Raw genomic sequence first — 24,204 nt, 5'->3', positions numbered from 1 at the left:
GAAGCGCTGGCGCCCTGGCGAGATGCGCTGGCGCTGGTGTGTAGCTGGGCTGCTACATGCCGAGCAGCACTTCCGGTGCGTAGATGGCTACCGGCACATCCCCGCATTGCTGAGTGCACTGGAACGGTCCGCGTCACCGAAAGAAATTGACGCAACAGAGAGAGTTGCCTAAAGTGATGTGGGAGCCGCTAGGAATTTCAACTAACCGAGGGACATGCTCGAGTGCGGTTTTCAGAGCACTATCTTCAAAGTGCTCGCCAGCCTGAAAAGTAAGGAACCTTCTGTTGACAAGATCGAGATTCACGTCAGGCACGGCAAAGTCGCGGAAGGCATGGTGGACGATGGCTTTAGGGAGCAATGCCTCTGGCATGGCCGCTACATTGTGCCGGAGGGACTAGCGGTGCGCGTTGTCCGTTGGGACGAGGTGACCTTCGGGGACTGGCTTCATGACAGGTACTTGCTGACGGATATCGGAGGCGTCGAAATCGCCGGTGGCTGGCGTGCGGGAAGGTCGACCGACACAACACGTATTTCTCTCTTGGGTAAAGACGTCAATGACGAACTCTTCCGACGGTTTAGCCTGAATTCCACGGCCTACAAGCAGGTTGATGAGCCACCCATTTGCATTCAGCCATAGCATACAGGAATTCGGGTCTATGACACTGGCGGGCGCAACGTTGGGCACAGAAAGCAGTAACCCCAGTGGCAAGGTCGAAACGGCGGGCGAATGACTGGGGACAGCGTTTTGAGGAGGTCGGTTGACTAGACCAATGGTGCTGGCTCTGAACTGCCCGTGCTGTGGGAACCAGTTCAAGGCGACGTCTCTCTTTTCCGCCAACACGTGCGGCCCGCTGACGACTGACTTGTACCGGCACGCGCGCGGATTGCCGCATTTGCCGTTCATGGTCCACTCTTGCTCTCAGTGCGGGTATTCGGGACTTGAGGGTGACTTCAGCTCGGAGGCCGTGACCCCGGCGCTGAAGGAGTGGGTGCAGCAGAACGTCATGCCGACAGTGGACCACCGCAACGTGGGCGCGAGGTATGAGAACTCGGCCCGGATTGCGGAGCACAGAGGTGCGTCTGCCTTTCAGGTCGCCAATATATGGCTTAGGGCAGGATGGTGCGAATCTCAGGGAAGTGAAGCGGGTGTCCGATTTCGACGTGAGGCAGTGACGAGGTTCGAGGCGGCGATGGACAAGGGGTTGGTGCCGAGAGACGAACTGGCGATTGCCACTTACCTCATCGGTGAGTTGCACCGCCGCATCGGGAACCAGGACAAGGCCGGGCTTTGGTTTTCACGCGTGCCGGAAGCGGTCGGCGACAATGCTGAGCAGAAGTGGTTGATTGACCTCGCGATTCAACAGTCGACCGAGCCCAAGGAGTTCGTGGACGAGGAAGCTCGGACATGAATTCTGCGACGCATCTAGTTACTCCCGGGGCAACGCGCTTTCAAGCGCAGTTGGGCCGATGGCTCTCAGCTCACAGCTTGCGCCCCTTGGCCAAGCGGAAGGCGACCATCCACTATGGCGCTGGCGCGCGGACATTCATCACCGTGGTGCGGATGGCGGCGAGCACGTACGGGCTGAGGCCGCGGCTCTGCCACTTCTCAAGCAGCACCTGAGCCTACTTCGCGAGCGTCGAGCCTGAGATGGTTCGAATCCGCGAAAGGCGGTGAAGCTGCCGCGCAAAGTCGCAATAACCGCGGTGACACAACAGGCGATCTCTATCGCTCGGTTGGGCGGATTTCGGGCCAAGATTGGCAGAAAGAACTGGGGGATTAGCGTCTCTCTGCAATAGAGCATAACTTCAGCACAATCAGTCGATTAAGCCCTGCCAGGTAGCGGGAAGTCCGCACATAGGGGTCGCCTGGGGGCTAGCCCTTTGAGGAGCTTTCGAAGAAGCCATCAAACGAGCCTTGAAATGGGCTTTGAATGAAGCTTTCAGAGGAGCTTTGACGCGAGCTTGCGACTGAGCTTTCAGGCAAGCGATGAAAGAAGCAATGCGCTGAGCTTTGAGACGGGCGATGCGCGATGCGATGTGACGAGCATTGAGATGAGCAATGGAAAATGCTGTGAAGCACACTCTTGAGCATGCAACTTAAGATGCCTTCCCGCGAGCTCTGAGACGAGCTTTCGGGGGAGCTTTGAAGAGAGGGATGATCCTTAGGATCTGGCGAAGTCGGAGGCCAGACTTCAGAAGCCAGAACGCAGAAGTGAAACGGAATCGGGCCTCGGGGTAGTGGACGAGAGACCGAGGGATCGAGTGGCGGAAGGGATGCGGACGTCGAGCGGCGACGACTGGTCGTCGTTGACCGGCGCGCGGGCAGGAGTAGCATTGCACCGAGAGTCAGCGATGAAAGGACAATTATGAAGTTTCTTGTCATTGGAGCCGGGATGCAGGCGCGGGCTGTGTCATACGATCTGGTGCGTCAGGAGGACGTTGACGAGGTCAGAGTCTGCGACGTTGATCCAGCGCGGCTGAGCAGTCTCAAGCGATGGCTGCGCAGCGGGAAGGTGAGGACGTTCAAGGCCGATGCCGGGGATCGGCAGCGCATGACCGAATTGATGAAGCCCTGTGACGTCGCGGTCAGTTGCGTCCCGTACTTCTTCAACCTTGGTCTGGCGCGCGCGGCAGTCGCGACCCAGACGCACTTCTGCGATCTGGGTGGGAACAATGACGTGGTGAATGCGGAGCTGGCGCTCGGCGTCCAAGCAAAGAAGGCCGACGTCACTATCGTGCCGGACTGTGGATTGGCGCCGGGAATGGTGAGTATCCTGGCCGCGGACGGCGTCGCGCGGCTGAGGCGGACCGACTCGATCCGGATCCGCGTGGGCGGGCTGCCGCGCAAGCCGAGGCCGCCGCTCAACTACGCGCTCGTGTTCTCGGCCAACGGACTAATCAACGAGTACGTTGAGTCATGCCTGGTGCTGCGAAACGGCAGACTGGCGTGGCGTGAACCACTGGCCGACGTTGAGGAGCTGGCGTTCCCCAAGCCCTTCGGAAAGCTCGAGGCATTCAACACCTCGGGTGGCTCTTCGACACTGCCCTACACGTACCGCGGCAAGGTGAAGTCGCTTGACTACAAGACGATCCGTTACCCGGGCCACTGCGCCAAAGTCCGGCTGCTCTTCGACCTCGGGCTGACCGACATGAAGCCGATTGAGGTGGACGGCAAGCGTGTCATCCCGCGCCACCTGCTGATTCAGCGACTGGAGGCGGTGCTACCTTGGGAGAAGGATGACGTGGTGCTGCTCAGGGTGGAGGTAGAAGGGAAGGGACAGAGGGGCAAAGGGATAGAGGGATCTAGTGGCGGAAGAACGATCAGGTACGAACTCGTGGACTACGCGGACAAACGAAGCGGGTTGACGGCGATGGAGCGGACGACCGGCTTCTCGGCAGCGATTGTGGCGTTGATGCTCGGCCGTGGACAGATCAAGTGTGCCGGTGCATTCACCGGGGAGAATTGTGTCCCGTCGGCTGCCTACATACGCGAGCTGCGCCGGCGCGGCCTGCGCCTGCGCGTGAGCCAAGCCTGACTGACTCTTCACCCCAACCCTCTCCTCTGAAAGGAGAGGGAGAACGAAGCGCGGGTGAGGAGTTTGCTGGACCGGTTCGGCGGGTTTGACTATCGAGGGAAATCGACCTATACTCTTGACTCCGTGGCAATTAAGGCTATCTACCGGCCCGCCGATGAGTTGATGGCGAACGCGGTCCGCGACCTGTTCGAAGAGAACGGGATTCCGGCGATGATACGTTCGTTCCAGATTCCGGCCTATGACGGTCTGGCCCGTATCATGCGCCCGGTCTGGGGCGAGGTGCTGGTGGACGAGGAGGATATGGCCAAGGCCAAGGAACTCCTCGACGCCTTTCTCTCCACGGATGCCGGCGAAGCCGGCAAGCAGGAGTAGCCCACCGTTGCGGCATCGGCGCCGCACAGACGGATATACGACTAGCTATTGATGTTCGATGAGCAGCGACCGCAGAACGGAGTCTATCGCATGAAATCGGTCTATCGCTTCGGCGGCGGCCGGGCCGACGGCTCGGCGCAGATGAAGGATTTGCTCGGCGGCAAGGGCGCGAACCTGGCAGAGATGGCCAATCTCGGCCTGCCGGTTCCGGCCGGGTTTACGATTTCCACTACGGTCTGCGTCCACTACATGAAGAGCGAAAACTACCCGACGGACCTCTCCGGTCAGGTGAAGTCGAGCCTTGAGCACATCGAGCAGCAGGCGGGACGGAAGTTCGGCGACCCCAAGGCGCCCCTGCTCTTGTCGTGCCGTTCAGGCGCGCGGGCATCGATGCCCGGGATGATGGAAACCGTGCTGAACATCGGGCTCTGCGAGCGCACCCTGCCCGGGCTTGTCGCGATGACCGGCAATGAACGGTTTGCTTATGATGCATACCGCCGACTGCTGACGATGTACTCTGACGTTGTGATGGAGAAGGCCGAGGGCATCGAGCCGTCTGAGGGCAAGGGCATCAGGGCCCGGCTGGAGGTTCTGCTGCACGAACTGAAGGAGCGGACCGGGCGCAAGGACGATTCTGATCTTACTGCCGCGGACCTCAGGGGGTTGTGCGACGCGTACAAGAAGCTCATCGCCGCGACGTTCGGCAAGCCGTTCCCGGAGGAACCCGAGGAGCAGTTGTGGGGCAGCATCCGCGCCGTCTTCCGGAGCTGGAACGGCAAGCGGGCAGTAGCCTATCGTCGCATCGAGAACCTGCCCGACGAATGGGGCACGGCGGTGAACGTGCAGGCGATGGTGTTCGGCAACATGGGCGACACTTCGGCGACCGGCGTGGCGTTCACGCGCAACCCGGCGACCGGGGACGCTCAGTTCTACGGTGAGTGGCTGCGCAACGCGCAGGGCGAGGACGTCGTGGCCGGCATCCGTACGCCCAACCCGTTGAACTCGGCGAGCCGCAACGTGCGCAACGAGGCGATGGAGAGCCTGGAGACGGCGATGCCAGAGCTCTATGCAGAGCTGGACAAGTACCGGACGCAACTGGAGAAGCACTTCCGCGACATGCAGGACCTTGAGTTCACCATCGAGAACGGCAAGCTCTACATGCTCCAGACACGGACCGGCAAGCGCACCGGGGTCGCGGCGCTGAATACCGCGATGGACATGCTGGATGAGAAGTTGATCGACGAGCGGACCGCGCTCCGGCGCGTGCAGCCGTCCCAGCTCGACGAGCTGCTCCACCCTATTCTCGACCCGGCTGCCGAGAAAGACGCGGCGCTGCTGGGCGAGGGGTTGCCGGCCGGGCCGGGCGGCGCGTCCGGCCGCGTGGTGTTCACGGCGGCCGAGGCGGTTGCGTGGTCACGTCGCGTCCAGCCGGACCCGGTCATCCTCGTCCGCGAGGAGACGTCACCCGAGGACATCGACGGGATGCGGGCCGCCGCCGGCATCCTGACGGCGCGCGGCGGGATGACGTCGCACGCGGCCCTGGTGGCGCGGGGCTGGGGCAAATGCTGCGTCGTCGGCGCCAAGGACACGAAGGTCGATGCGGCGGCAAAGAAGCTCACGATCCATGGCAAGATCTTCACCGAGGGTGACTGGCTGACCTTGAACGGGACCCGGGGCCGCGTGTATGCGGGAAAGGTGGCGATGATGGACGCGACCGAGCAGCCGCGGTTCCAGCAGTTCATGGAACTGGCCGACAAGTACCGCAGGATGGTAGTTCGCACCAACGCCGAGACGCCGGCCGACGCAGCGCTGGCGCGGCGGCTGGGTGCGGGCGGCATCGGGCTCTTCCGCACTGAGCATATGTTCTACGGCAAGGGCAGCGACGTGCCGCTCTTCCTGCTGCGTAAGATGATCCTGTCGCGGACGACGATAGAGAGGCGGGCCGCGCTCGATGAGCTGTTCGTCCACGTCAAGGCAGTGGTCAAGGGAACGCTGGAGGCGATGGACGGCTTGCCCGTGACAATCCGGTTGCTCGACCCGCCCCTGCATGAGTTCGTGCCGAAGGCAGCAGACAAACAGACGGCGCTGGCAGAGTCGCTAGGCGTGACGGTCGATGACGTGCGCAAACGCGGTGAGGACCTGCACGAAGCGAACCCGATGATGGGTCACCGCGGCGTCCGCCTCGGCATCACCTATCCCGAGGTGACCGAGATGCAGGCGCGGGCGATTTTCGAGGCCGCGGCCGAGCTGCTGGCCGCGAAGAAGCAGCCCGTGCCGGAGATTATGGTGCCGGTGACCTGCGCGGCGAAGGAGCTCGAGCACCAGAACGCCATCATCGCGCGGGTGCATGACGAGGTCTGCAAGAAGGCGGGCCGGCAGCGGATACCGCACCTGGTCGGTACGATGATCGAGATACCGCGCGCGGCCCTGCTCGCCGACGAGATGGCTCGCGCGGCCGAGTTCTTCTCGTTCGGAACCAACGACCTGACCCAGATGACCTTCGGTTTCAGTCGCGACGACATCGGCGCGTTCCTGCCGGAGTACATTGACAAGCGGCTGCTCCAGGCCGATCCGTTCCAGACCATCGACCAGCCCTCGGTCGGCAAGCTCATCGAGATGGCAGTGAAGAAGGGCCGCGCGGCCCGGCCCGGCCTGAAGGTCGGCATCTGCGGAGAGCATGGCGGGGACCCGGAATCGGTGAAGTTCTGCTGGCGTGTCGGCATGGACTACGTGAGCTGCTCGCCGTTCCGCGTGCCGATTGCGCGGCTGGCAGCGGCGCAGGCCACCATCGAGGACGAGGCTAACCCCGGGATAGAGAAAAGGAGCTAGGAGCCTGTCGGAGAACCCCCTTGACATGCCTTCGAGCATACAAGATGTTGTGCCCGGACGGGGCGTGGTGGTCAACTAATGGTATCCACCATCTGTCGAGACGAGGTTCTCCGACACACTCCTAGGAGATGACCGGCGAGCTCCAGAAGCAGCTTGGCGAGGTTCTTGGCCGGCATGTGGACGTCAAGGTCAACCCGGATCGGAAGACGGTGATTGCGGACACGGTGGCGCGGCGCGAGGCGCTGGTTGCTGCGTGTGGATGTCTCGCGGTATGGACCCCGCCGGAGTCGACCGGCCGGAGCCCGCAGGATACGGTCATCGTGCGCCGGCCCGAGTCGGAGAAGAACATCGACTGGGACGCGCCGAACAACCTGTCGATCGATCCGGAGACATTCGACATGGTGTTCGCCGACGCGCTGTCGACGCTGGCCGGCAAGCCGACGCTCTACGTTGCCGACCGTACCCTCGACGCCGAGATCGGTCACGCCCTGCCGGTGCGGGTCGTGAGTGACCGGGCCCTGACGACGCTTTTCGCCGACAACATGTTCCGCCCGGTGCCTGCTGACATCGCCAAGTCACGGTTCGCGTCCCGACCTTACACGCTGATCGTCCTGCCGTACGACAAGCTCAACCCGGCCCGGTACGAGGGGCGGCTGCGGAAGCTGCCGAAGACGGGCAGGACGTCGAAGCTTGTCATTGCCATGGACATGGACCGCCGCCTCGGAGTCGTCTACGGTTCTGCCTACTGCGGCAGCGTGAAGAAGCACATGTTCACGGTGATGAACTACCTCCTGCCGCTGGACGGTATCCTCTCGATTCACTGCTCGGCCAACGAAGGGAAGAACGGCGACGTGGCCCTGTTGCTCGGGCTCTCCGGTACGGGCAAGACCACGCTTTCGGCCGACCCGCGCCGGTCGCTCCTCGGCGACGACGAGCACTCCTGGGGCAATGACGGCGTAGCCAACTTCGAGAACGGCTGCTATGCCAAGCTCATCAACCTGAGCCCGACCAAGGAGCCCGACATCTACAACGCCTGCTTCCACAAGGCGCCGTATCTCGAGCACGGCGCGATCGTGGAGAACGCGATGATGTACCCGGACGGCCGTTTTGACCTCGATGACGAGCGCTACACAGCCAACTCGCGCGGCTCGTACCCGCTGTCATTCCTTCCTAACATCAAGACGCCGCCGGTTGCCGGCCACCCGAAGACGATCCTGTTCCTGACCGCGGACGCGAACGGGGTGCTGCCGCCGGTGGCGCGCCTGAGTCGCAACCAGGCGATGCTCTGGTTCCTGATGGGCTACACCTCGAAGCTGGCGGGTACCGAGACCGGCATCGTCGAACCGAAGAGCACCTTCTCGCGTTTCTTTGGAGCGCCGTTCATGCCGTTGAACCCGGATGTCTACGCGCGGATGCTGGGGGAGAAGCTCGACAAGCACGGCACCAAGGTCTATCTCGTGAACACCGGCTGGAGCGGTGGACCCTACGGCGTCGGGAAGCGGATGGACATCAATCTGACCCGTGAGATCGTCGAGTCCGCGCTCAACGGCTCGCTCGCCGAGGTCGAATGCTACACCGACCCGGTGTTCCATCTTGACATCCCGAAGAGCTGCCCGGGCGTGCCCGATCCTGCCGTGCTCAACCCGCGCAACACCTGGGCGGACAAGGCTGCCTACGATGAGCGGGCGAAGAAGCTCGCAGCCGAGTTCTGCACCCAGTTCGACAAAGCCTACGGCAGGAAGAACATCGACGCGCACATCGCGGCAGAATGCCCGGGGAAGTGAGACAGGGACTAGGGGTTAGGGGATAGGGGTTAGGGAGGTACAGGAAACTTGGCGACCACCATCCGGAGCTACAAGGACCTTGTAGTCTGGCAGCAGGCCGCTGCGTTGGTCGAGCTGACATACACGCTCGCGCGACGATTGCCGGCGAGCGAACGCTTCGGTCCGGTATCGCAGATGACTCGAGCTGCGGTGTCGGTGCAGGCGAATATCGCTGAAGGGCATGGCTGCCAGCACCGCCGCGTCTTCCTGAATCATCTGTCCATCAGCCAGGGATCACTGGTCGAGTTGGAAACGTATACCATCCTCGTCGTGAGGCTAGGCTTCGTACGGCAGGAACAGGTGGATGAGGTCCAGAGTAAGATCGGGGACGTGGGCCGACTGCTGAGCGCACTCGTGCGCGCGCTTCGTCGGCCACCTCGGGTTCCTAACCCTAGTCCCTAGCCCCCAGTCCCTAGCCCCTTGCCTGTATGCCTCTTCGGCGAGAAAACCAGGCATAGTCCGAATACAACGCTTGACGTGACGATTATCACTGCGCCGGCAGGCGCGTCGGTCAACCAGGACACGAACAACCCCGCCAGGCAGGAGAGCACCCCGAACAGGGCCGAGAGCAGGTACATCGTCCGAAGTCGATAGGTTAGCTGGTACGCCGCTGAAGGCGGGTTGACGATGAGGCTGAAGATGAGCAGGCCGCCGATGGTGCTCAGGTTCGCGGTCACCGACAGACCGCACAGCACGAGCATCGCGAAGAAGAGCGCCCGCTCCGGTATCCCGACCGCGCGGGCGATCTCCCGATTGTAGAGCACTGCCTGGATTTCCTTGTAGAACAGCCCAAGGAAGAGGAGCACCGCGGCCGCGGCACCGGACATCAGGGCAAGGTCGCGCGTGGAAACGAGCAGGATGCTTCCCCAGATGAGACTGAGCGCGTCGGCGCGCGGGCCGCGCATCAGGCCGATGGCAAGGAAGGCAAAGCCGAGCACGACCGAGAAGATGATGCCGAGCGAGACGTTCGGCTCGATGTCAGCGCGCTCCGCCATCGGGCCGATGAGGAACGACGCGGCGAGGCAGAAGGTTGCGGCCGCGAGCAGCGGGTTGACGCCGAGCAGCAGTCCGGAGACCGCGCCCGCAAAGGCCGCGTGCGACATCGCCACGCCGACGAAGGGGATGTTCATCAGCACCACCCAGACCCCGACCACGCCGCAGACCAGCCCGCCGAGCACCGCGGCCACAAGCGGCTTCCATAGGATCGCGAGTTCAGGCGGCATCGGCAAAGAGCTCGGCCAGCCGGCGCGCGTCGCCCAGCGCGGTGCGGTCACCGGTGAACGTGACGCGGGCGTCCTTGACCATGATGATGTGGTTCGCGACCGGCGGCAGGTGGTCGAGATGGTGCGTGACCATGACCACGGTGAGGTCGAAACGGCGATAGGCGTTGACCACGAGTTCGCTCAGCTCGTTGACCGCGCGCGGGTCGAGGTTTGAAGTCGGCTCGTCGAGTAGCAGTATCTCTGGTTCCTGCGCCAAAGCACGCGTGAGCGCAATCTTGCGCGCCTCACCTCCGGAGAGCTGTCCGACTGGCCGGCTGGCGAGGTGCTGTGCACCGGTCAGCGCCATCGTCGCCCGGGCGCGTTCTCGGTCCTTCTCGTTCAACCCCCGGAAGAGGCCGGCGCGGCCGCAGCGGCCGACCAGCACGGCTTCGAGGCAGGAGATTGGGGCGCGCGGGTCAACCCGTTCCTGCTGGGCGACGTAGCCGATGCGGCGGCGGAGCCGGCCGAAGGTCGCCGCGGTCGCTCGCTCGCCGAGGACGGTGACCGCGCCGGAGTGGATGCGGCCGAGACCGTTGATGATGGTCAGAAGTGTGGTCTTGCCCGCGCCGTTCGGGCCGATGACTCCGCAGAAATCTCCTCTGTCAATGTCGAGCGAGACGCCCCGGAGGGCGATGTGCTCCTGGTAGCTGACCGTGACCGAGCGGAGCGAAACCGCCGGCGCGGGACATGACCGAACTGTCTCACAATTCGGATCGTGTCCCAAGCCCTGCCGGCTAGCAGTCACTCAACAGCTTTCGCTAGCGCCGCTGCGTTGTCGAGCAGCGCCTTGGGGTAGGAGCCATGCAGCGGGAAGTTGGACAGCGTGACGTGCAACACCTTCAATCCCTCGGCCAGCGGCTTGCCGGTGTCCGGCCCGGATTGGAGGTTGTCGACAATCAACGCGACGCCGGAGTCCTGCGCGACTCGGGCAAGACGCGTCAGTTCCTGTGCGGTGAAGTCCTCGGCCCGGCCATAGGTAGCGACGACCCTGATCCCCAGCCACGCCAGGAACGGGGCTTGTTGCTGGGCGGCGATGACGGCGGGCAGAGCTTTCCCGGACAGCATGTTCTGTGCGAGCGCAGCGGCAGAGTCGACGTCGGCAGAGTAGCGGGCGGCCGCCCGCAGGTAGGTGTCAGCGCGCACCGTGTCTGTTTCTGCCAGCAGTGTTGCTATCTCAAGGGCAGCCTGCTTCTGTATTTCGGGGATCATCCAGTTGCCCTTGGTCGCAAACGTCACCCTGCGCGGGCCGGGTGGAACGATGGCTTTCTCCAACGCCGGGTACCAGGCTTCCCAGCCATGGTTGAGGATGAGCCTGGCGTTGTTCGCTGCGGCCAGGTCTGACGGCTTCAGGTCGAAGTGGCCGGGGCAGAGCCCGGCCGGTGCAATCGTGGTGACCGCGAACCGGCCGGGAGCCACCGCCTCGACAATCGTCGATATGAGAGTCGTGGAGGCGACGATACTCGGCCGGCGCGAGGAGCTTCGGGCGCAGTTGCCGGCCAGCCCGGCCATGACCGCAAAGGCAAGAGCGAGACGAAGGGACCGGCTCATCTACCGCTTCTCCAGGTTCAGCCCCAGCGTGAAGGAGCGGCCCGGCATCCGGTAGAGCCCGGCCTGAGACCCGGGCAGGTCGGCGAACGTGTCGTACTGCCGGTCGAGGAGATTCTCGACCGAGGCGAAGACACCGAGCCAGGAGAGGATCTGGTACCCGGCGCGCAGGTCGAACGTGTAGTACGCAGGAACAGCGGATTGCGAGCTCTCGGCCGCGAAGTAGCGGGCGACGTGCTGGAAGGACACGTCAAGGTCGAGCTTCGCAAGCGTCGCGCCGGCAGAGAGGTTCAGCTTGGACCCGGCGCGGGCGCGGGTGTTTGCGCCGAAGTCAGCTAGCGAGTAGGCGAGGTTCGAGCGCCAGCGGCCACGCCGCAACTCAACACCGGCTTCGACACCCTTGAACAGGAAACTGCCCGTGTTCTGAAACTGAACCGGAGGCACGCGGCCGGGCACCGGAACGACTTCTATGAGGTCCTGACCTTGGAGAATGAAGGCCGCGACATCGAGGTTCAAACCCGTAACCAGTGGCTGATTCAGGCCGACCTCGTAGTTCCAGCAGACTTCAGGCTGCAGGCTTTCGTTCTTCGGCGGGAAGACCGACGTATAGTTGAGGGGCGCGTAGCGGACTCCTCTGTTCACATTGCCCCGGAGCGTAGTCGTTCCGATGCGGCCCACCAATCCGGCCTTCGGGGTGAGGGCCGGGCCGCTGATGGCGTCGTAGCTGAGCCTTACCCCGGCGTTGGCCGTGACCGGGCCGAGAGTCTGCTCGTCCTGCGCGAAGACCGCGACCTGGTTGCGAGTCCAGGTCGGCCGGCTCGTGTCCGACTTCATCCACGTGCCGGAGAGCATGCCGGCTTCGATTCCGGCCTGCGCCAGGTTGTTGAACTGGAAGCGGCGGTGGCCGTGGACGATTGCACCGTTGGTGAAGTCCGTCGAATGCCAGCCGTCCTTCGGGTCGAAGACGTGTTCGCCGAAGGTGCGATAGAGTTTGGCGAAGCCGCCGAGCGATTCACTGCCGAGGGTCGCGGTCAGGTCCAGTCCGCCGCGGTCGTACTGGTTCCATCCGGTCGCAGCCAGCGTGTCCGGGTCGGTCGTACGTTTCGGTTCGTGCTTGACGCCGGTGAAGTACTTGCCGGTGAAGTCGAGCTTGAAGGCGGATGAAAAGTCATAACCCGCACGCAGCGACAAGTCGTTGCCGTTGTACTGCGAGTTGGGCAGGTGGCCGTCCGACATCGCCTTGTCGGCGGAGAAGAGCGCGTTGAACGCGCCCTGCCTCGCTCCCGCGCTGACAACCGCGTGGCGGGTGTTGAACGAGCCGTAGTCCACGCGAGTGTAGAGATCGAGTGGCTTGTCGGCGCGGCGCGTGACTATGTTCACGACCCCGGCCATCGCGTCCGAGCCATAAAGAACTGAGAGCGGGCCGCGCACGACCTCGATGCGCTCGACGTTGTTCAAGGGCAGAGTATGCGTGACCACGCAACCGTAGATCGGCATCTTCTCGGGCCGGCCGTCAACCAGCACCTGGACGCGGCAGCCCCGGTCGCCGACGCCTCGGATGTCGATGTCGGAACGACCGAACTCGCCAGTGTGCTGCACGAAAACGCCGGGCAGGGATGCCAGCGCCGCGGTTGCGGTGCGGGCCGTCGTCCGCTCAAGGTCAACGGCGGTGACGACGCTCACCGATGCGGCCACGTCGCGCACCGGGTGACGGATACGCTCCGCGGTCACGACCACCTCGTCAACGGTCATAACCGACGAGTTTCCCAGGGCAGCGAGCAGTAGCAGGACAGGGAACAGGTTCATCTGGTTCTCCTTCTAGTGTTTGTGTTCGCTGGCAAGTGGGCAGCGGGCCGGAGTCAGGGTCAGGTGTCCTTGGCGTACGCCCTTGAGTGCGAGAAGTGCGTCTGCGAGCCGGCGCAGACGGGCTGCCGGCCCGCGCAGTATCAGGACTTCGAGGCAGTCGTGCCGGTCGAGGTGGACGTGAGTGGAGGAGACGACCTCGGCGTGCGCGTCGTGCTGAACGTGCATCAGGCGATGGGCAAGGTCGGGCTGGTCGTGCCCGTAGACGTAGGCGAGCACGCCGACGGCCGGGCCGGAACCGCGTTCCAACTCGGACTCAGCCAGCCGGTTGCGCACCAGGTCGCGGATTGCCTTGGAGCGAGACCACCCGGTCTTCCGGAGCAGGGCCTCGAACCCGGCCAGCAGGTCCGGCTCCATGGAGACGCTGAACCGCACCGCGCCAGTCTCATCGGCTTCAATGTCAGTGTTACGCATCTGGAAATCGTAACACCGGCGGGGCCACCGGTCAAGCGGGGCGGCGCGGTTTGACAGCCAGCCGGCGTAGCCCTATGCTGAAGCCGGCAATGGCGCGCATAGGACCCGCAGGACTCTTAGGTCCTATCCTTCTGTCCGCGCTCGCGACGGCGGGCGGGGCCGAGGTCACTTGGGATACCATCATCCGGCTCACGACTAACCCATCGAGCCAGGTAACCGGCTATACGGGCCAGCGCAGCGTTGCGGTTGACGGTGCCGGCAGCGTCCACGTCGCCTGGCAGGACCAACGCGCCCCGATGCCGTACAAAGTCTGGTATCGCCGATACGACCCAGACTCCGGTAGCTGGCTTGCCGAGACAACGCTCAGCACGCCCTCCGCCAATTGCTTCCAACCGAGCATAGCCTGTGACAGTACTGGTAACGTGCACGTTGTCTGGCACATCGGGAGCGCGATGGGCACCGGGATCTGGGCCAAACGTTACAACGCGGGCACCCGTCACTGGCGGGCGGACACGTTGATCGACAGTACGAGCACCAGCAATCCTCAGTTATATCCGTCAGTCGCGTGCGTGCCCGGCACGGGCGACGCCGCCGTCGCCTGGTACGGGTTGCCTGACACGGGCATGTTCTACCAGGTCTTTCTGAAGGAGCGGCACCCGGCGACCGGCTGGGACTCGGCGATGCAGGTTTCCTCGGCGGCGACCAGCCACGACCAGGTTTCCGTCGCCGCCGGTGCGAATGGGGAGATTGCGGTTGTGTGGGTCGGTAGGGACTTCGGCGGTGACTACAACCAGGTCTATTGTCGGCGTCGCGTCGTTGGTGCTTGGCAGGGAGTCGAACTCGTTTCCGACATTCCTTTGGCATTGAGTCAGTACGCACCTTCCGTTGCGTTCGACCCGGAAGGCGCAGTCCATGCCGTCTGGTACGGCAGGACTCTGAATAGCGGCTACTTTCAGGTGTTTCACCGGATGCACGGCGATGGCGGCTGGTCCAACATCGACACCATCAGCGGAACCCGCCCCTACCAGCAGCAGCATCCGTCCATCGCCTGCGACGCCATGGGGCGCTGTCACGCAGTCTGGTGCAGCCAGGCCGGCGGCAGCAACTTCCAGCTTGCCTACAACCAGCGGGACACAAACGGCGTCTGGAGTTCGGCGATGATACTGACCGGCCTCGACTCCGGTAGCGTCAGCCACCCGTCAGTCGCTTGTCATGCGGACTCAGGCATTCACGTCGTCTGGTACGATGCCAGCTCCGGGAACCAGGACGTCTACTACCTGCGCGGTACGTTGCCGGGCCCCGGCGTCGCCGAACCCCGTCCCGCGCCCTTCGTCCTACGCCCTGTCACGGTCGCCACGTTCGTGCGCGGCATCCTCTATCACAACGAGAGCACAAGCCCAAGCTCGCTCATGGATGTGGGTGGCCGGAAGGTGATGGACCTCGTGCCCGGCGCGAATGACGTACACAGTCTGGCACCCGGCGTCTACTTCCTGTGTGCGTCCGACGGCGGGCAGTATTGCAGACTGGTCCTGATCCGCTAGCCGGACTCCAGAATTGTCGCTAAGAGAAGGGAAGCTCGTCGTGTCTAGTTGGGAAGTGAGCTGTGAATTGACTGGGATGCCCCCAGATTGATGGACACCTTCTTCAGCGGCACGACCATCCCGACTTCGGGATCCGGTCGCCATTCGGATTATGTCACTCGGAATTGCGGACCGGCTCTATTGGCCGAAGCTGGCTTACGAGCTAGGCTCTGCGCAACTCTCCGCCGTCAGCCATCAGCTCAGCTGGTCGTCCCCGGCTCATGAAGTCGACCAGGCTCATCGTGCATCCGTATGCGCCCGCGTTCAGGAAACCGACCAGGTCCCCTGACCGCGGCATCGGTAGAGAAACCTGCTTGGCGATGCAGTCGAGCGGCGTGCATATCGGTCCGCACACATCCACCTGAGCCGTTGCAGGCTCGCCCAGACGGTTGAGCAGCCGGGCCTCGTGCTTGATGTGCATGAACACCGGTCGCGAGAAGGCATTCATGCCACCATCACAGATCGCGAACACGCGGCCGCGTGACTCCTTGACCCGGAACACGCGCGTGACGAACACGCCCGCCTCAGCCACGAGAAAGCGCCCGCTCTCGAAGAGCAGCCGGCAGTTCGGATACTCGGTACGGAATCCGTTCAGCGATTCAGCCACTGCCCCGGCCAACCCGGCCAGGTCCAGGTCGGGGTCACCGTCGTGCTGGGGCACACCGAACCCGCCGCCGAAGTCGACGGTCTCCAGACTGAATCCGATTTCCCCGCTCAACTGCCGTGCCAGCCTGAGCACGTATTCGATGTGCGTTTCGAGCCAGACTAGGTCGAGCACCTGGCTCGCCGAGTAGACCTGGATCCCCGCAATGCGCGCGTGCTCGAGCTTGAGCCCGCCCAGCTCCGCTACCACCCGCTCCTCATCGAACCCGAACTTGCTCGGCCCGCCGACCATCACTTCCTTGGCCTCGGGCTGCTGCTCCGACGTGTTGATGCGCAGCAGCACCCGCGCGGTCCGGCCCAGCCTTGCCGCCTGCTGCTCGATGGTCTCCATTTCCTGCACCGAGTCGGCGACGACGGCGTGGATTCCGGACAGAAGCGCCCGCTCGATGTCGGTCGCGGTTTTGACCGGCGCGACGTAGATGATGTTGTCCCGCGCGAAGCCGGCGGCGAGCGCGGTCGCAAGTTCCGCGGCCGAACTCACCTCGGCCCCTGCTCCGGCGCGCACCAGCACTTCGCAGACCGCCAGGTTAGGGTTCGCCTTCAGCGAGTAGCAGATACCAAAGTCGCGGAAGTGGTCATGAAGCTGGCGGTACTTGGTCCGAATGGCCTGGGCCGAGTAGACATACAGCGGCGTCTGCTGCTTCGCGATTTCCTCCAGCGTGACGTCGTCCGCCACGAACCGCCCGTCCTTCACGAAGAACTCGTCAAAGCGCATGCTCAGCCGCCGCAAGCTAGAATCCCGAAACTCGAAGCTCGATTCAAGCTCGAACAAGCCCATACAAACCGCCGGCGTACCTTTGTCTTTCGGTATTCAATCGTCATTCGTGTTTCGGATTTCGATCCCTGCCCGTATTGATTCGTCATTAGGGCTTCGTGCTTCGGACTTGTTCTAGGTCCTCCGGTATACTTCTATCGTACTCGTCCCCTGGAAGATGTAGAACGGGAATGGCTCGGATACGACCGTGTCGACTCCGATGCTCCGGCAGTACTCCTCGCCGAAATTGGCACCGGTCTCGGCAAACACGAGCAGCCTGGTGCCGGCCTTCCGCGCTTCCTCCACGATCAGTTCGAGCGAATCGGTGGCAATGGTCATGCCAGTAACGATGGCGAGGTCGGAGTCACGCACAAGGTCGAACGTCCGAGTCCCGTCCTCGACCAGCACCCCGTGAACATGGGTCCCCACGGTGTCGCGCTCCATGTCGCTCGCCCGCACGTCGTACCCCCGCGCGACCAGGTCGCGGACTATGTTCCCGACCAGCCCGACATTCACCACTCGAGCCGGGCGCGCGCAGATCCCGGAAACCAGGCGCTCGGCCTCGTGCAGGATGATCTCGGTCCGCGCGTCAGTCTTGTCAATCGGCGTCCCGACCAACTGGTAGGTAGCTGCCGGCCTGCGCTCCAGCGTCGCGTAGAGCGAATCGAGCGCCGCAATCGAGATGCAGGTCTTCCCCGTCACCAATTCACGTACGTCGTGCCCGACCAGTTCCCGACCCCGCTGGTCATCGCCGGTGCAGTAGCAGGCGCCCTGACCGCGGGTCATCGCAATCCAGAACGTGTACTTGAAAGTCCGCTCGGCCGGGTTCGGCTTGAACGCCAGCTCCACCTTCCAGATGCCCCTGACCAGGAAATCCTCCGGCGGAGCTTTCACCATTCGTTCAAACGCCCGCTCCCGCAACACTCCGAAAATGTCTACCATGACTTCTCTCTAGTCCTCGAATCCTTGACCCCTTGAGTCCTTGACTTCAACCACTTCTCCAGCAATCGGGCAAGCTGTGTCTCTCGCCCAAGGTAGTTGTGCGGCGCTCCCTCGACGACAGCGCCAGTGAACGATGGGCAGTTGACCATGCATGTCCGAATCTCCTCAACGTACTTGTCCGGCTTGCCGATGAATGCCTCCTCGACCGTGCCGACTGCCACCAGGGCCGGAACGCGGATGGATGCAAGCTCGGGGAACTCCCTGCGGTCGGTCCGGCTCACGTTGAAGACACCGGTTATCGAGTCCTTGTTGTGGCAGTCGAAGAATGTCGCGGCCGAAACCGGGTAAGAGAAGTCTCTGTCGGAGAGCAGTTTCCTGCCGCTGCCTTTGCTCGTCATCTCCCTCGCCCGCGACAGCACCCACGAGAACCGCTCGCCGAGTTGCCTCCTGGCCAGGCCCATATCATCCGAGGGCGACAGCAGTATCAGACCACAGACACGCGGGTCACTGGTTGTTGTCAGGTAGTGTGTAGCCTTGATCGCCCCGTGGCTGTGCCCCTGCAGGATGACTCGCTTCGCGCCGCGTCCAACTGCGAAGTCGACCCATGCCTTGATGTCCGGCACGCAATCGGCCAGCTTCTCGTACATTCCCCCAATCTGCACATAGTCGAACCTGTCGGTCGGTTTTGCCTTTTGGCTTTTGCCTTTTGCCTTCTGACTTGTCCTGCTCCTCAAAACGTCCGCAACATAGTCATGCCCTCTGTTGTTCCCCGATACGAACCCAATGCCGAGCCGTCCACACACGGCTGCCGCGTGGTCAATGAACCGGTTCTCATAGAAGTTCCCGTCCCAACCATGAACGTGGACAAGACAGAAGGGGCCAGGGACCGGGGGTTTGGGACCAGAGTCTGGGCCCGCCGATTCTGACTTTTGCCTTTTGGCCCTTGCGTTTTGACTTGGTCCTACGTATAGCCCATTGAGCTCCAGGCCGTCTTCAGTCACGACGCGGACGAACTCGCCGTTGATTGCTGGTGTTGTCTTCGTCACGGCCAAGATTCTACCCTTCCCATTCGTCTCTGCAAACGTCGCGGTTCTTCCCGCGGCCCCGCCCATGCCGGAGCTGCAGAGAAGCCGTACGCATTGCTCCTCGTGATTCGTGCTGCAATCAAACCTGCGCTTGGCTCCGTCACGTCGCAAAGACGTAGTGGAAGCACGAAGGGACGTCAAATGGATGAATGCAGGAAATCCGCACCGGACGGGAAGCGTCCCATCTCCGTTCTATCCGCAACCATCTACCCATCCTGGTCTGACGCCACCGGGGGTGACAGCATAGCACCGCGCTGCCGCTCGCGGGGAGACCGGCACTGATGCGGGCGCGGGTCTAGCCTCTTCCGAACTTCCGGCAGGCAACGTCTCCGGGATATGTGCAGGTCCTCCTGTGGCGGGAATGGGGCGAGTTCCCGTTCTTCGGCGGACAGCGATTCTAGCGTGCTGGGTAGTGACGCGAAGGGGTGTCTTCTGCTCTACCTGTTTGCAGCACTGGGCCCTGGACCTGAAGCTCTAGCCCCCCGCCCCCGGGACTGCTCGGGGGACAGCCCCCCGCGTCGTCGAGGCGGTTCCGGACGACGTTGTTTCATACATCGTTCGGTGGGCCATCTACGCTGCAACTCCCGGATGAGCGGCCTCCGTTATTTGCACGGTTGCTTCACCCGTTGCTGTCCAGGGCGCAGTCACTGCTAGTCCACCCGTTGCGGCCCGACTGGCCCCGCGGCTCGCCGTCCTCGGTGACCCAGACGTGGCTCCGGACATTGCACGGCGGATTGCCCGGAGATCTGCTTCCGCAAATGTACTGCCAGTCACTTGGCAGTGTGACGTGTCGATGGAGTCAGTATTGGTGGGTGCGCCCCGCTAGCCGGCAGGGTTCGTTGGAGCCAAGGCTGCGTTAAGAGCGGCGGAAATGGGGATAGGTCCATGGAACTTCGCAGGCGTGCTCGCGCAGGTGCCTTGCGATCTGCCGTCCACTACCGCGGCTGACGCCTGCCGCAGTCGTGCGGCGCGGCGTCAGCAGCGGCGCAGGCTAGCTGCGCCGACGGTAGAGCAGCTTCGACGCCCAGACGTGCTGCGGAGCATTGACGTCGAGGTAGTCACGTCGCATGGTCGCGAGCAAAGCCCAGGCGTCGTCGCGCCGACCTTGTTTGAGCAGCACGAACACGTCGGCCGAGTCGGCGCTGAACCTCCGCGCCAGTTCCTTCTCTCCTGAGGCGACGAGCCGCCGCACCGCCTCCCGCTTCGCTCCCTGGGTCATGGCCAGCGCCCTCTGCCAGTAGTCGATGGCCAGGCCGAAGTTTCCCGGCTGGCTCTTGTCGTAGTAGTACTTGCCCTGTTTCAGGGCCTGTACCGCCTCTTCCGGCAGGGCATCGAGGTCCAGTTTCACCCACAGCGCCGGCACTTCCGGCAGCGGCTCGGCGGCAGCCAGCGAAGGGGCGACGCGCACGTGGCCGTCCCCTGCGCTAAACCAGGACAGGAGTTCGCTTCGCAGGCCGGGGGTCAGGAGGACAACCCCGACCACCAGTACGAGGGCAAGCATGGCCATGCCAGCCAGCCATCCGGTGCGGGCGGCAGGCCGGCGGGCTACCGGGTCTTCTGCTCTCACCAGCTCGCCGGAAGAGTATTCCAGTTCACCATAGTCAGAATCGTGGTTCATAAGTCACCTCTAGACGCTGGGCGCGGCAAACAGCTCCATCGGAAACCTGATGCCACGCTCGCGCAGTTGTTCTACCATTCTGGGGACGGTGCCGGTCGGACGGAAGTGGCCGATGACCCGCCCGGCGGCATTGAAGCCCTGTTGTTTGAAGGCGAATATCTCCTGGGTGAGGAAGATGTTGTTCTCGCCGATTCCGGAGATCTCGGTGATGTCGGTCACCTTGCGCGAGCCGTCGGGCAGGCGCGACAGCTGGACCACGAAGCCGATGGCTGACGCAATCTGCTCCCTGATTGCACGCGACGGAAGTTCCACGCCGGACATCAGCACCAGGGTTTCCAGCCGGGACAGGGCGTCCCGGGATGAGTTGGCGTGGATGGTGGTGAGCGACCCGTCGTGCCCGGTATTCATCGCCTGCAGCATGTCCAGGGCTTCTCCGCCCCGGGCTTCGCCGACGACGATCCGGTCCGGCCGCATGCGGAGTGTGTTCCTGACCAACTCGCGGATTGAGACCGCGCCGGTGCCTTCGGTATTGGCGTTGCGAGCTTCAAGCGAGACGACGTGCTGTTTGTTGATCTTCAGCTCCGCCGCATCCTCGACAGTGATTATCCGCTGGTTGTCCGGTATGAAGTCAGAAAGTACATTGAGCAGGGTGGTTTTGCCTGTTCCGGTTCCGCCCGAGATCACGATGTTCGCCCGGTTGCGAACCAGTATCTCGAGGAAGCGGGCCATCTGGCGGTTGAGCGAACCCAGCCGCAGCAGATCCTCGGTGGTTAGCCGATTCTTGAAGAACTTTCTGATGGTCAGTTTCGGGCCGTCGAGGGCCAGCGGTGGGATGATCGCGTGGACGCGAGAGCCGTCGGGCAGCCGGGCATCAACAAAGGGAACGTTCTCGTCCACGTGCCGACCCAGCGGTTGAACTATCCGCTGTATCACTGCCCGGACCTGCGCCTCGTTCAGGAACCGCGCCTTGCTCAACTCCAGGCGGCCGTCGCGCTCGATGTAGATTTGGTCGGGACGGTTAACCATGATTTCGGTGATTGTGTCGTCGGCGAGGAACTGCTCGAGCGCGCCCAGCCCCAGGAAATCGTGGAGCAGCTCGGCCAGCAGCTTCTCCGGGGTCCAGCCGGGCGGTATCGCGGTAGAGGGCGCGGAAAGTATCGAGACAACTATCTCCCGCACCCGGGCCTGGAACTCGGCATCACTGAGTCCGTCAAAGCTGGCCTTGTGTTTGTTGATCCGCGCCACAAGCTCGTTCTGGACCCGCTGCTTGAAGTCGAAAATGTCGTCTTCCGCAGATCCCGGCCTGTTGACCGAGCGCAGCAGTTCTTCCTCCAGGAGACCGTTGGGAGTATCTGCCTTGGCTACAGAAGGGAGGTAGTCGGATGCGTCGAGCAGGTGAATCAGGTCATCGTTAGTTTCGTTCTTCACTAGAGTGCTGTTCTCTGTTACGTTCATGAGGCATCTCCTTTCATCCTGCCGGGGTCCGTCTCAGGCATCCTGCTTTAGGTCACCGTCTCTGGGACCCTACCTCGTGACCCCGGTAGAATCGCCGCTACATGTTTTCCGTGTTCACAAGACCTTACTCAGACTCGCGGTTTTGATTATCGATTCTGGTTTCGGGCCGGTCTGACGGCAGGCCGCCTGACCGTTCCGTCACCCACGGGGGGGACTCAGTGACCGGTCAGGCCGTGTCCTGGTGGGTTGGGGGATGCTGCGCGGTCGCGGTCTGTTCCGGCCGCGTCTCGTATCGACGTCCGAGTCGGTCGCCGGTCATCGCGGCGTCTGCCGGGTCCCTGGGGTTGCCGGGTCCTATCTGACCCCGCCCACGCGACCGAGGATGGTCTCGACCAGCGGGATTCCGGGCGGGATCGACGGAACAGAACCGAGGCCCTCGGGGCCGGTACGGTAGCGCCCGACGTAGTAGGCGATACCGAGGAACTGCGACTGGACTCTGGCCCAGAAGCCGTCCGGACTGCACGCCGCTCACGCGGCCGCAGAATCGCTGGTTGGGCAGGACGAACATCACGTTGAGCCAGCCTACCGGCAGGGAGCCGCCATACGGATCCCAGCTGCTGATCGAGAAGGTCTGGATGGCAGAGTCCCCTGCTCTCCCGCTCTTTGCGAGTGTCTCATCGCCGGCGTCGAACGCCAGCAACCGGGCTCCCATCTGTGAGTACTGCAGGTGCGTACCCCATTGGCCCAGCAGCACGATCCCCAACAGCACGCCGGCGATGAACAGCAGCACGAGTACTGCCTCGAGAGCGGCTACTCCGCGGTCGTCGGCCAAGTGGCGACGCACTGCCGCACCGACGCTGCGGCCTGCAAGTCCTCTCGCATCCCTGAGCAGTCGTTGAGACAAAACCCTGACTTTCATCACTCCTCCATCTGGGAGCCTTCTGCGGATCTCATTCTCTCAGTTTCCAGCTTCCATGCGAACACCGATAGACCTCCGGGCCGGCGCTTCGGTTCAGTCGCACGGCCAAAGCCAGGCGACACTGACCAATAGCTCTTGTCCGGGAGCACCTCCATGGTTCTTGAGCTGCGCACCCACTCTTGCCGGATGCAGTTGCTGAATTCTGACTACCGGCGTGTCTCGATTTGTGGTATAATACCCGCCATGGTCGCTATCGTCGGCCGGCCGAATACCGGCAAGTCAACACTCTTCAACCGCCTGGTCGGCGGCCGGGTTTCCATCACCCTGCAGGAACCGGGCATCACGCGCGACCGCGTCATCCGCGAGGCGGAATGGCTCGGCCGCCGATTCAGGGTCGTGGATACCGGCGGTCTGATCCCGAATTCGAAGGTCGAAATGAACCGCGAGGTGGAACGCCAGGTGCAGATTGCCCTCGACGAGGCCAGAGTTATCGTCGTGGTGGTGGACGGTTCGCTCGGACTGCAGCCGCTCGACGAGGAGATTGCAGCGCGCCTGCGCCGGGCCGGTCGGGAGTTCGTCGTGGCGGTTAACAAACTCGACATCAAACGGAAGTTCGAGGAAGCCGAGTATCACCGGCTGGGTGGAGCAGCACTGGTGCGGATCTCGGCTGAGCTCGGGACCGGCGTCGACGACCTGCTCGACGCCGTGCTCACCCGGCTGCCGGAGAACGAACGGGCAAAGCGGGCCGACGTGCTTTCACTCACCATCATCGGCCGTCCCAATGTCGGCAAGTCGTCTCTGATGAACTACCTGCTCGGCCATTCCCGGGCCATCGTTACGGCTGCGCCCGGCACCACGCGCGACGTCATTGAGGAGTCGTTCGAACTCGAGGGCAAGACCTACCGCCTGCTCGACACCGCCGGTATCCGCCGGAAACCGCGCGTCAGCGAGCCGGTCGAGTACTACTCGGTCACCCGCGCAATCGAGCAGATCCGGCACTGCGACGTCGCCCTGGTGATGTTCGACGCGTTCGACGGCCCGAACAACCAGGACAAACGGATCGTCAACCTTGTCGAGGAACGGAGCCGGGGACTAGTGGTCATCGCCAACAAGATGGATACCGTGCCGGACAAGCTCAAGGAGAAGGTGCGCGACTGGGTGAAGAAGGAGCTGAGTTTCGTCAACTACGCCCCGGTGATGTACACTTCGGTGCTGCAGGGACTGGGTGTGACCGCGGCCGTGCACGAAGCACGCCGGGTCTGGGAGAACGGCGGGCGGCAGGTACCCGGGACGAAGCTCCGCGAGCAGATCCTCCCGTTGCTCGAGCAGAACCAACCCCGGTTTGACTGCCGCGTAGTCGCGCTGACACAGGTGGGCACGCGACCGCCAACTTTCCGGCTGCGGGTGACCAGGCCCAAAGTCCTCACGCCGGCCTACGAGCGTTTCGTGATTGCGGAAATCAGGAAACGGTACAAGTTCGTCGGGTACCCGATCCGCATCAGAGTCACAAGATGAGTGGCCCGGCGGGCCAGTGGTTTGGTGGT

General features: G+C 63.2%; 19 protein-coding genes and 1 pseudogene. 9 read left to right on the top strand and 11 right to left on the bottom strand.

Annotated features, from left to right (window positions below; translation table 11 throughout):
- Positions 1 to 214 precede the first annotated feature (214 nt).
- From FJY68_02720 to FJY68_02690, 7 genes are all read left to right on the top strand, one after another.
- Positions 215 to 637 (top strand): hypothetical protein, encoded by a 423-nt coding sequence (locus FJY68_02720; GenBank protein MBM3330749.1) that lies wholly within the window; start codon positions 215 to 217, stop codon positions 635 to 637.
- Between the two features lie 121 nt (positions 638 to 758).
- Positions 759 to 1,409, top strand: a complete 651-nt coding sequence (locus FJY68_02715) for a DUF2225 domain-containing protein (protein MBM3330748.1) — start codon at positions 759 to 761, stop codon at positions 1,407 to 1,409.
- Positions 1,410 to 2,366: 957 nt separating this feature from the next.
- Positions 2,367 to 3,536: a saccharopine dehydrogenase gene (locus FJY68_02710; protein ID MBM3330747.1), complete on the top strand. Its 1,170-nt coding sequence runs from the start codon at positions 2,367 to 2,369 to the stop codon at positions 3,534 to 3,536.
- Between the two features lie 123 nt (positions 3,537 to 3,659).
- The gene (locus FJY68_02705; GenBank protein ID MBM3330746.1) at positions 3,660 to 3,908 is read left to right on the top strand and encodes a DUF2007 domain-containing protein; all 249 of its coding nucleotides are present in this window, start codon (positions 3,660 to 3,662) and stop codon (positions 3,906 to 3,908) included.
- Between the two features lie 90 nt (positions 3,909 to 3,998).
- Positions 3,999 to 6,737 (top strand): pyruvate, phosphate dikinase, encoded by a 2,739-nt coding sequence (locus tag FJY68_02700; protein ID MBM3330745.1) that lies wholly within the window; start codon positions 3,999 to 4,001, stop codon positions 6,735 to 6,737.
- A gap of 128 nt (positions 6,738 to 6,865) precedes the next feature.
- Complete coding sequence (locus FJY68_02695) at positions 6,866 to 8,521, top strand: phosphoenolpyruvate carboxykinase (ATP) (GenBank protein ID MBM3330744.1); 1,656 nt, start codon at positions 6,866 to 6,868, stop codon at positions 8,519 to 8,521.
- A gap of 48 nt (positions 8,522 to 8,569) precedes the next feature.
- Positions 8,570 to 8,962 (top strand): four helix bundle protein, encoded by a 393-nt coding sequence (locus tag FJY68_02690; protein MBM3330743.1) that lies wholly within the window; start codon positions 8,570 to 8,572, stop codon positions 8,960 to 8,962.
- On the opposite strand, the gene FJY68_02685 is transcribed toward FJY68_02690, so the two are convergent.
- From FJY68_02685 to nikR, 5 genes and pseudogenes are all read right to left on the bottom strand, one after another.
- Positions 8,959 to 9,783 (bottom strand): metal ABC transporter permease, encoded by an 825-nt coding sequence (locus FJY68_02685; protein ID MBM3330742.1) that lies wholly within the window; start codon positions 9,781 to 9,783, stop codon positions 8,959 to 8,961. The genes FJY68_02690 and FJY68_02685 overlap by 4 nt on opposite strands.
- Positions 9,773 to 10,567 (bottom strand): ATP-binding cassette domain-containing protein, encoded by a 795-nt coding sequence (locus FJY68_02680; protein MBM3330741.1) that lies wholly within the window; start codon positions 10,565 to 10,567, stop codon positions 9,773 to 9,775. Before FJY68_02680 ends, FJY68_02685 begins: the two co-directional genes overlap by 11 nt.
- Positions 10,564 to 11,370: a hypothetical protein gene (locus FJY68_02675; GenBank protein MBM3330740.1), complete on the bottom strand. Its 807-nt coding sequence runs from the start codon at positions 11,368 to 11,370 to the stop codon at positions 10,564 to 10,566. The genes FJY68_02680 and FJY68_02675 overlap by 4 nt, the downstream gene beginning before the upstream one ends.
- 1,338 nt (positions 11,371 to 12,708) lie before the next feature.
- A pseudogene (locus FJY68_02670) lies at positions 12,709 to 13,173 on the bottom strand (TonB-dependent receptor).
- Between the two features lie 12 nt (positions 13,174 to 13,185).
- Positions 13,186 to 13,644: a nickel-responsive transcriptional regulator NikR gene (gene nikR / locus FJY68_02665; GenBank protein MBM3330739.1), complete on the bottom strand. Its 459-nt coding sequence runs from the start codon at positions 13,642 to 13,644 to the stop codon at positions 13,186 to 13,188.
- An 89-nt stretch (positions 13,645 to 13,733) separates the two neighbouring features.
- On the opposite strand from nikR, the gene FJY68_02660 reads away from it, so the two are divergent.
- Positions 13,734 to 15,185 (top strand): hypothetical protein, encoded by a 1,452-nt coding sequence (locus FJY68_02660; GenBank protein ID MBM3330738.1) that lies wholly within the window; start codon positions 13,734 to 13,736, stop codon positions 15,183 to 15,185.
- Positions 15,186 to 15,387: 202 nt separating this feature from the next.
- Here FJY68_02660 and FJY68_02655 read toward each other — a convergent pair whose 3' ends face one another.
- From FJY68_02655 to FJY68_02630, 6 genes are all read right to left on the bottom strand, one after another.
- Complete coding sequence (locus FJY68_02655; protein ID MBM3330737.1) at positions 15,388 to 16,665, bottom strand: diaminopimelate decarboxylase; 1,278 nt, start codon at positions 16,663 to 16,665, stop codon at positions 15,388 to 15,390.
- 111 nt (positions 16,666 to 16,776) lie between these two features.
- Complete coding sequence (locus FJY68_02650; GenBank protein ID MBM3330736.1) at positions 16,777 to 17,583, bottom strand: hypothetical protein; 807 nt, start codon at positions 17,581 to 17,583, stop codon at positions 16,777 to 16,779.
- Positions 17,577 to 18,779: an alpha/beta hydrolase gene (locus tag FJY68_02645; protein ID MBM3330735.1), complete on the bottom strand. Its 1,203-nt coding sequence runs from the start codon at positions 18,777 to 18,779 to the stop codon at positions 17,577 to 17,579. The genes FJY68_02650 and FJY68_02645 overlap by 7 nt, the downstream gene beginning before the upstream one ends.
- An 880-nt stretch (positions 18,780 to 19,659) precedes the next feature.
- Positions 19,660 to 20,286, bottom strand: coding sequence for a hypothetical protein (locus FJY68_02640; protein ID MBM3330734.1), 627 nt, complete (start codon positions 20,284 to 20,286; stop codon positions 19,660 to 19,662).
- Between the two features lie 9 nt (positions 20,287 to 20,295).
- The gene (locus FJY68_02635) at positions 20,296 to 21,741 is read right to left on the bottom strand and encodes a CpaF family protein (protein ID MBM3330733.1); all 1,446 of its coding nucleotides are present in this window, start codon (positions 21,739 to 21,741) and stop codon (positions 20,296 to 20,298) included.
- A gap of 226 nt (positions 21,742 to 21,967) precedes the next feature.
- Entirely contained in the window at positions 21,968 to 22,660 is a 693-nt protein-coding gene (locus tag FJY68_02630) for a hypothetical protein (GenBank protein MBM3330732.1), read from the bottom strand.
- 153 nt (positions 22,661 to 22,813) lie between these two features.
- Between FJY68_02630 and der the strand changes: the two genes are divergently transcribed.
- Positions 22,814 to 24,175: a ribosome biogenesis GTPase Der gene (der, locus tag FJY68_02625; GenBank protein MBM3330731.1), complete on the top strand. Its 1,362-nt coding sequence runs from the start codon at positions 22,814 to 22,816 to the stop codon at positions 24,173 to 24,175.
- The last annotated feature ends 29 nt before the right edge of the window (positions 24,176 to 24,204 follow it).

Source organism: candidate division WOR-3 bacterium, from assembly GCA_016867815.1.
In the GTDB taxonomy this organism is placed as follows: Bacteria; Hydrothermota; Tepidihabitantia; order Tepidihabitantales; family Tepidihabitantaceae; genus UBA2258.
The sequence above is the reverse complement of the archived record's forward strand: the minus strand, read 5'-3'. Positions and strand labels throughout refer to the sequence as shown.

Coding starts and splice junctions, on each gene's coding strand:
- FJY68_02720 (MBM3330749.1), top strand. CDS start 215: ATGCTCGAGTGCGGTTTTCAGAGCACTATCTTCAAAGTGCTCGCCAGC.
- FJY68_02710 (MBM3330747.1), top strand. CDS start 2,367: ATGAAGTTTCTTGTCATTGGAGCCGGGATGCAGGCGCGGGCTGTGTCA.
- FJY68_02700 (MBM3330745.1), top strand. CDS start 3,999: ATGAAATCGGTCTATCGCTTCGGCGGCGGCCGGGCCGACGGCTCGGCG.
- FJY68_02695 (MBM3330744.1), top strand. CDS start 6,866: ATGACCGGCGAGCTCCAGAAGCAGCTTGGCGAGGTTCTTGGCCGGCAT.
- FJY68_02685 (MBM3330742.1), bottom strand. CDS start 9,783: ATGCCGCCTGAACTCGCGATCCTATGGAAGCCGCTTGTGGCCGCGGTG.
- FJY68_02675 (MBM3330740.1), bottom strand. CDS start 11,370: ATGAGCCGGTCCCTTCGTCTCGCTCTTGCCTTTGCGGTCATGGCCGGG.
- nikR (MBM3330739.1), bottom strand. CDS start 13,644: ATGCGTAACACTGACATTGAAGCCGATGAGACTGGCGCGGTGCGGTTC.
- FJY68_02660 (MBM3330738.1), top strand. CDS start 13,734: ATGGCGCGCATAGGACCCGCAGGACTCTTAGGTCCTATCCTTCTGTCC.
- FJY68_02655 (MBM3330737.1), bottom strand. CDS start 16,665: ATGGGCTTGTTCGAGCTTGAATCGAGCTTCGAGTTTCGGGATTCTAGC.
- FJY68_02650 (MBM3330736.1), bottom strand. CDS start 17,583: ATGGTAGACATTTTCGGAGTGTTGCGGGAGCGGGCGTTTGAACGAATG.
- FJY68_02640 (MBM3330734.1), bottom strand. CDS start 20,286: ATGAACCACGATTCTGACTATGGTGAACTGGAATACTCTTCCGGCGAG.
- FJY68_02635 (MBM3330733.1), bottom strand. CDS start 21,741: ATGAACGTAACAGAGAACAGCACTCTAGTGAAGAACGAAACTAACGAT.
- FJY68_02630 (MBM3330732.1), bottom strand. CDS start 22,660: ATGAAAGTCAGGGTTTTGTCTCAACGACTGCTCAGGGATGCGAGAGGA.
- der (MBM3330731.1), top strand. CDS start 22,814: ATGGTTCTTGAGCTGCGCACCCACTCTTGCCGGATGCAGTTGCTGAAT.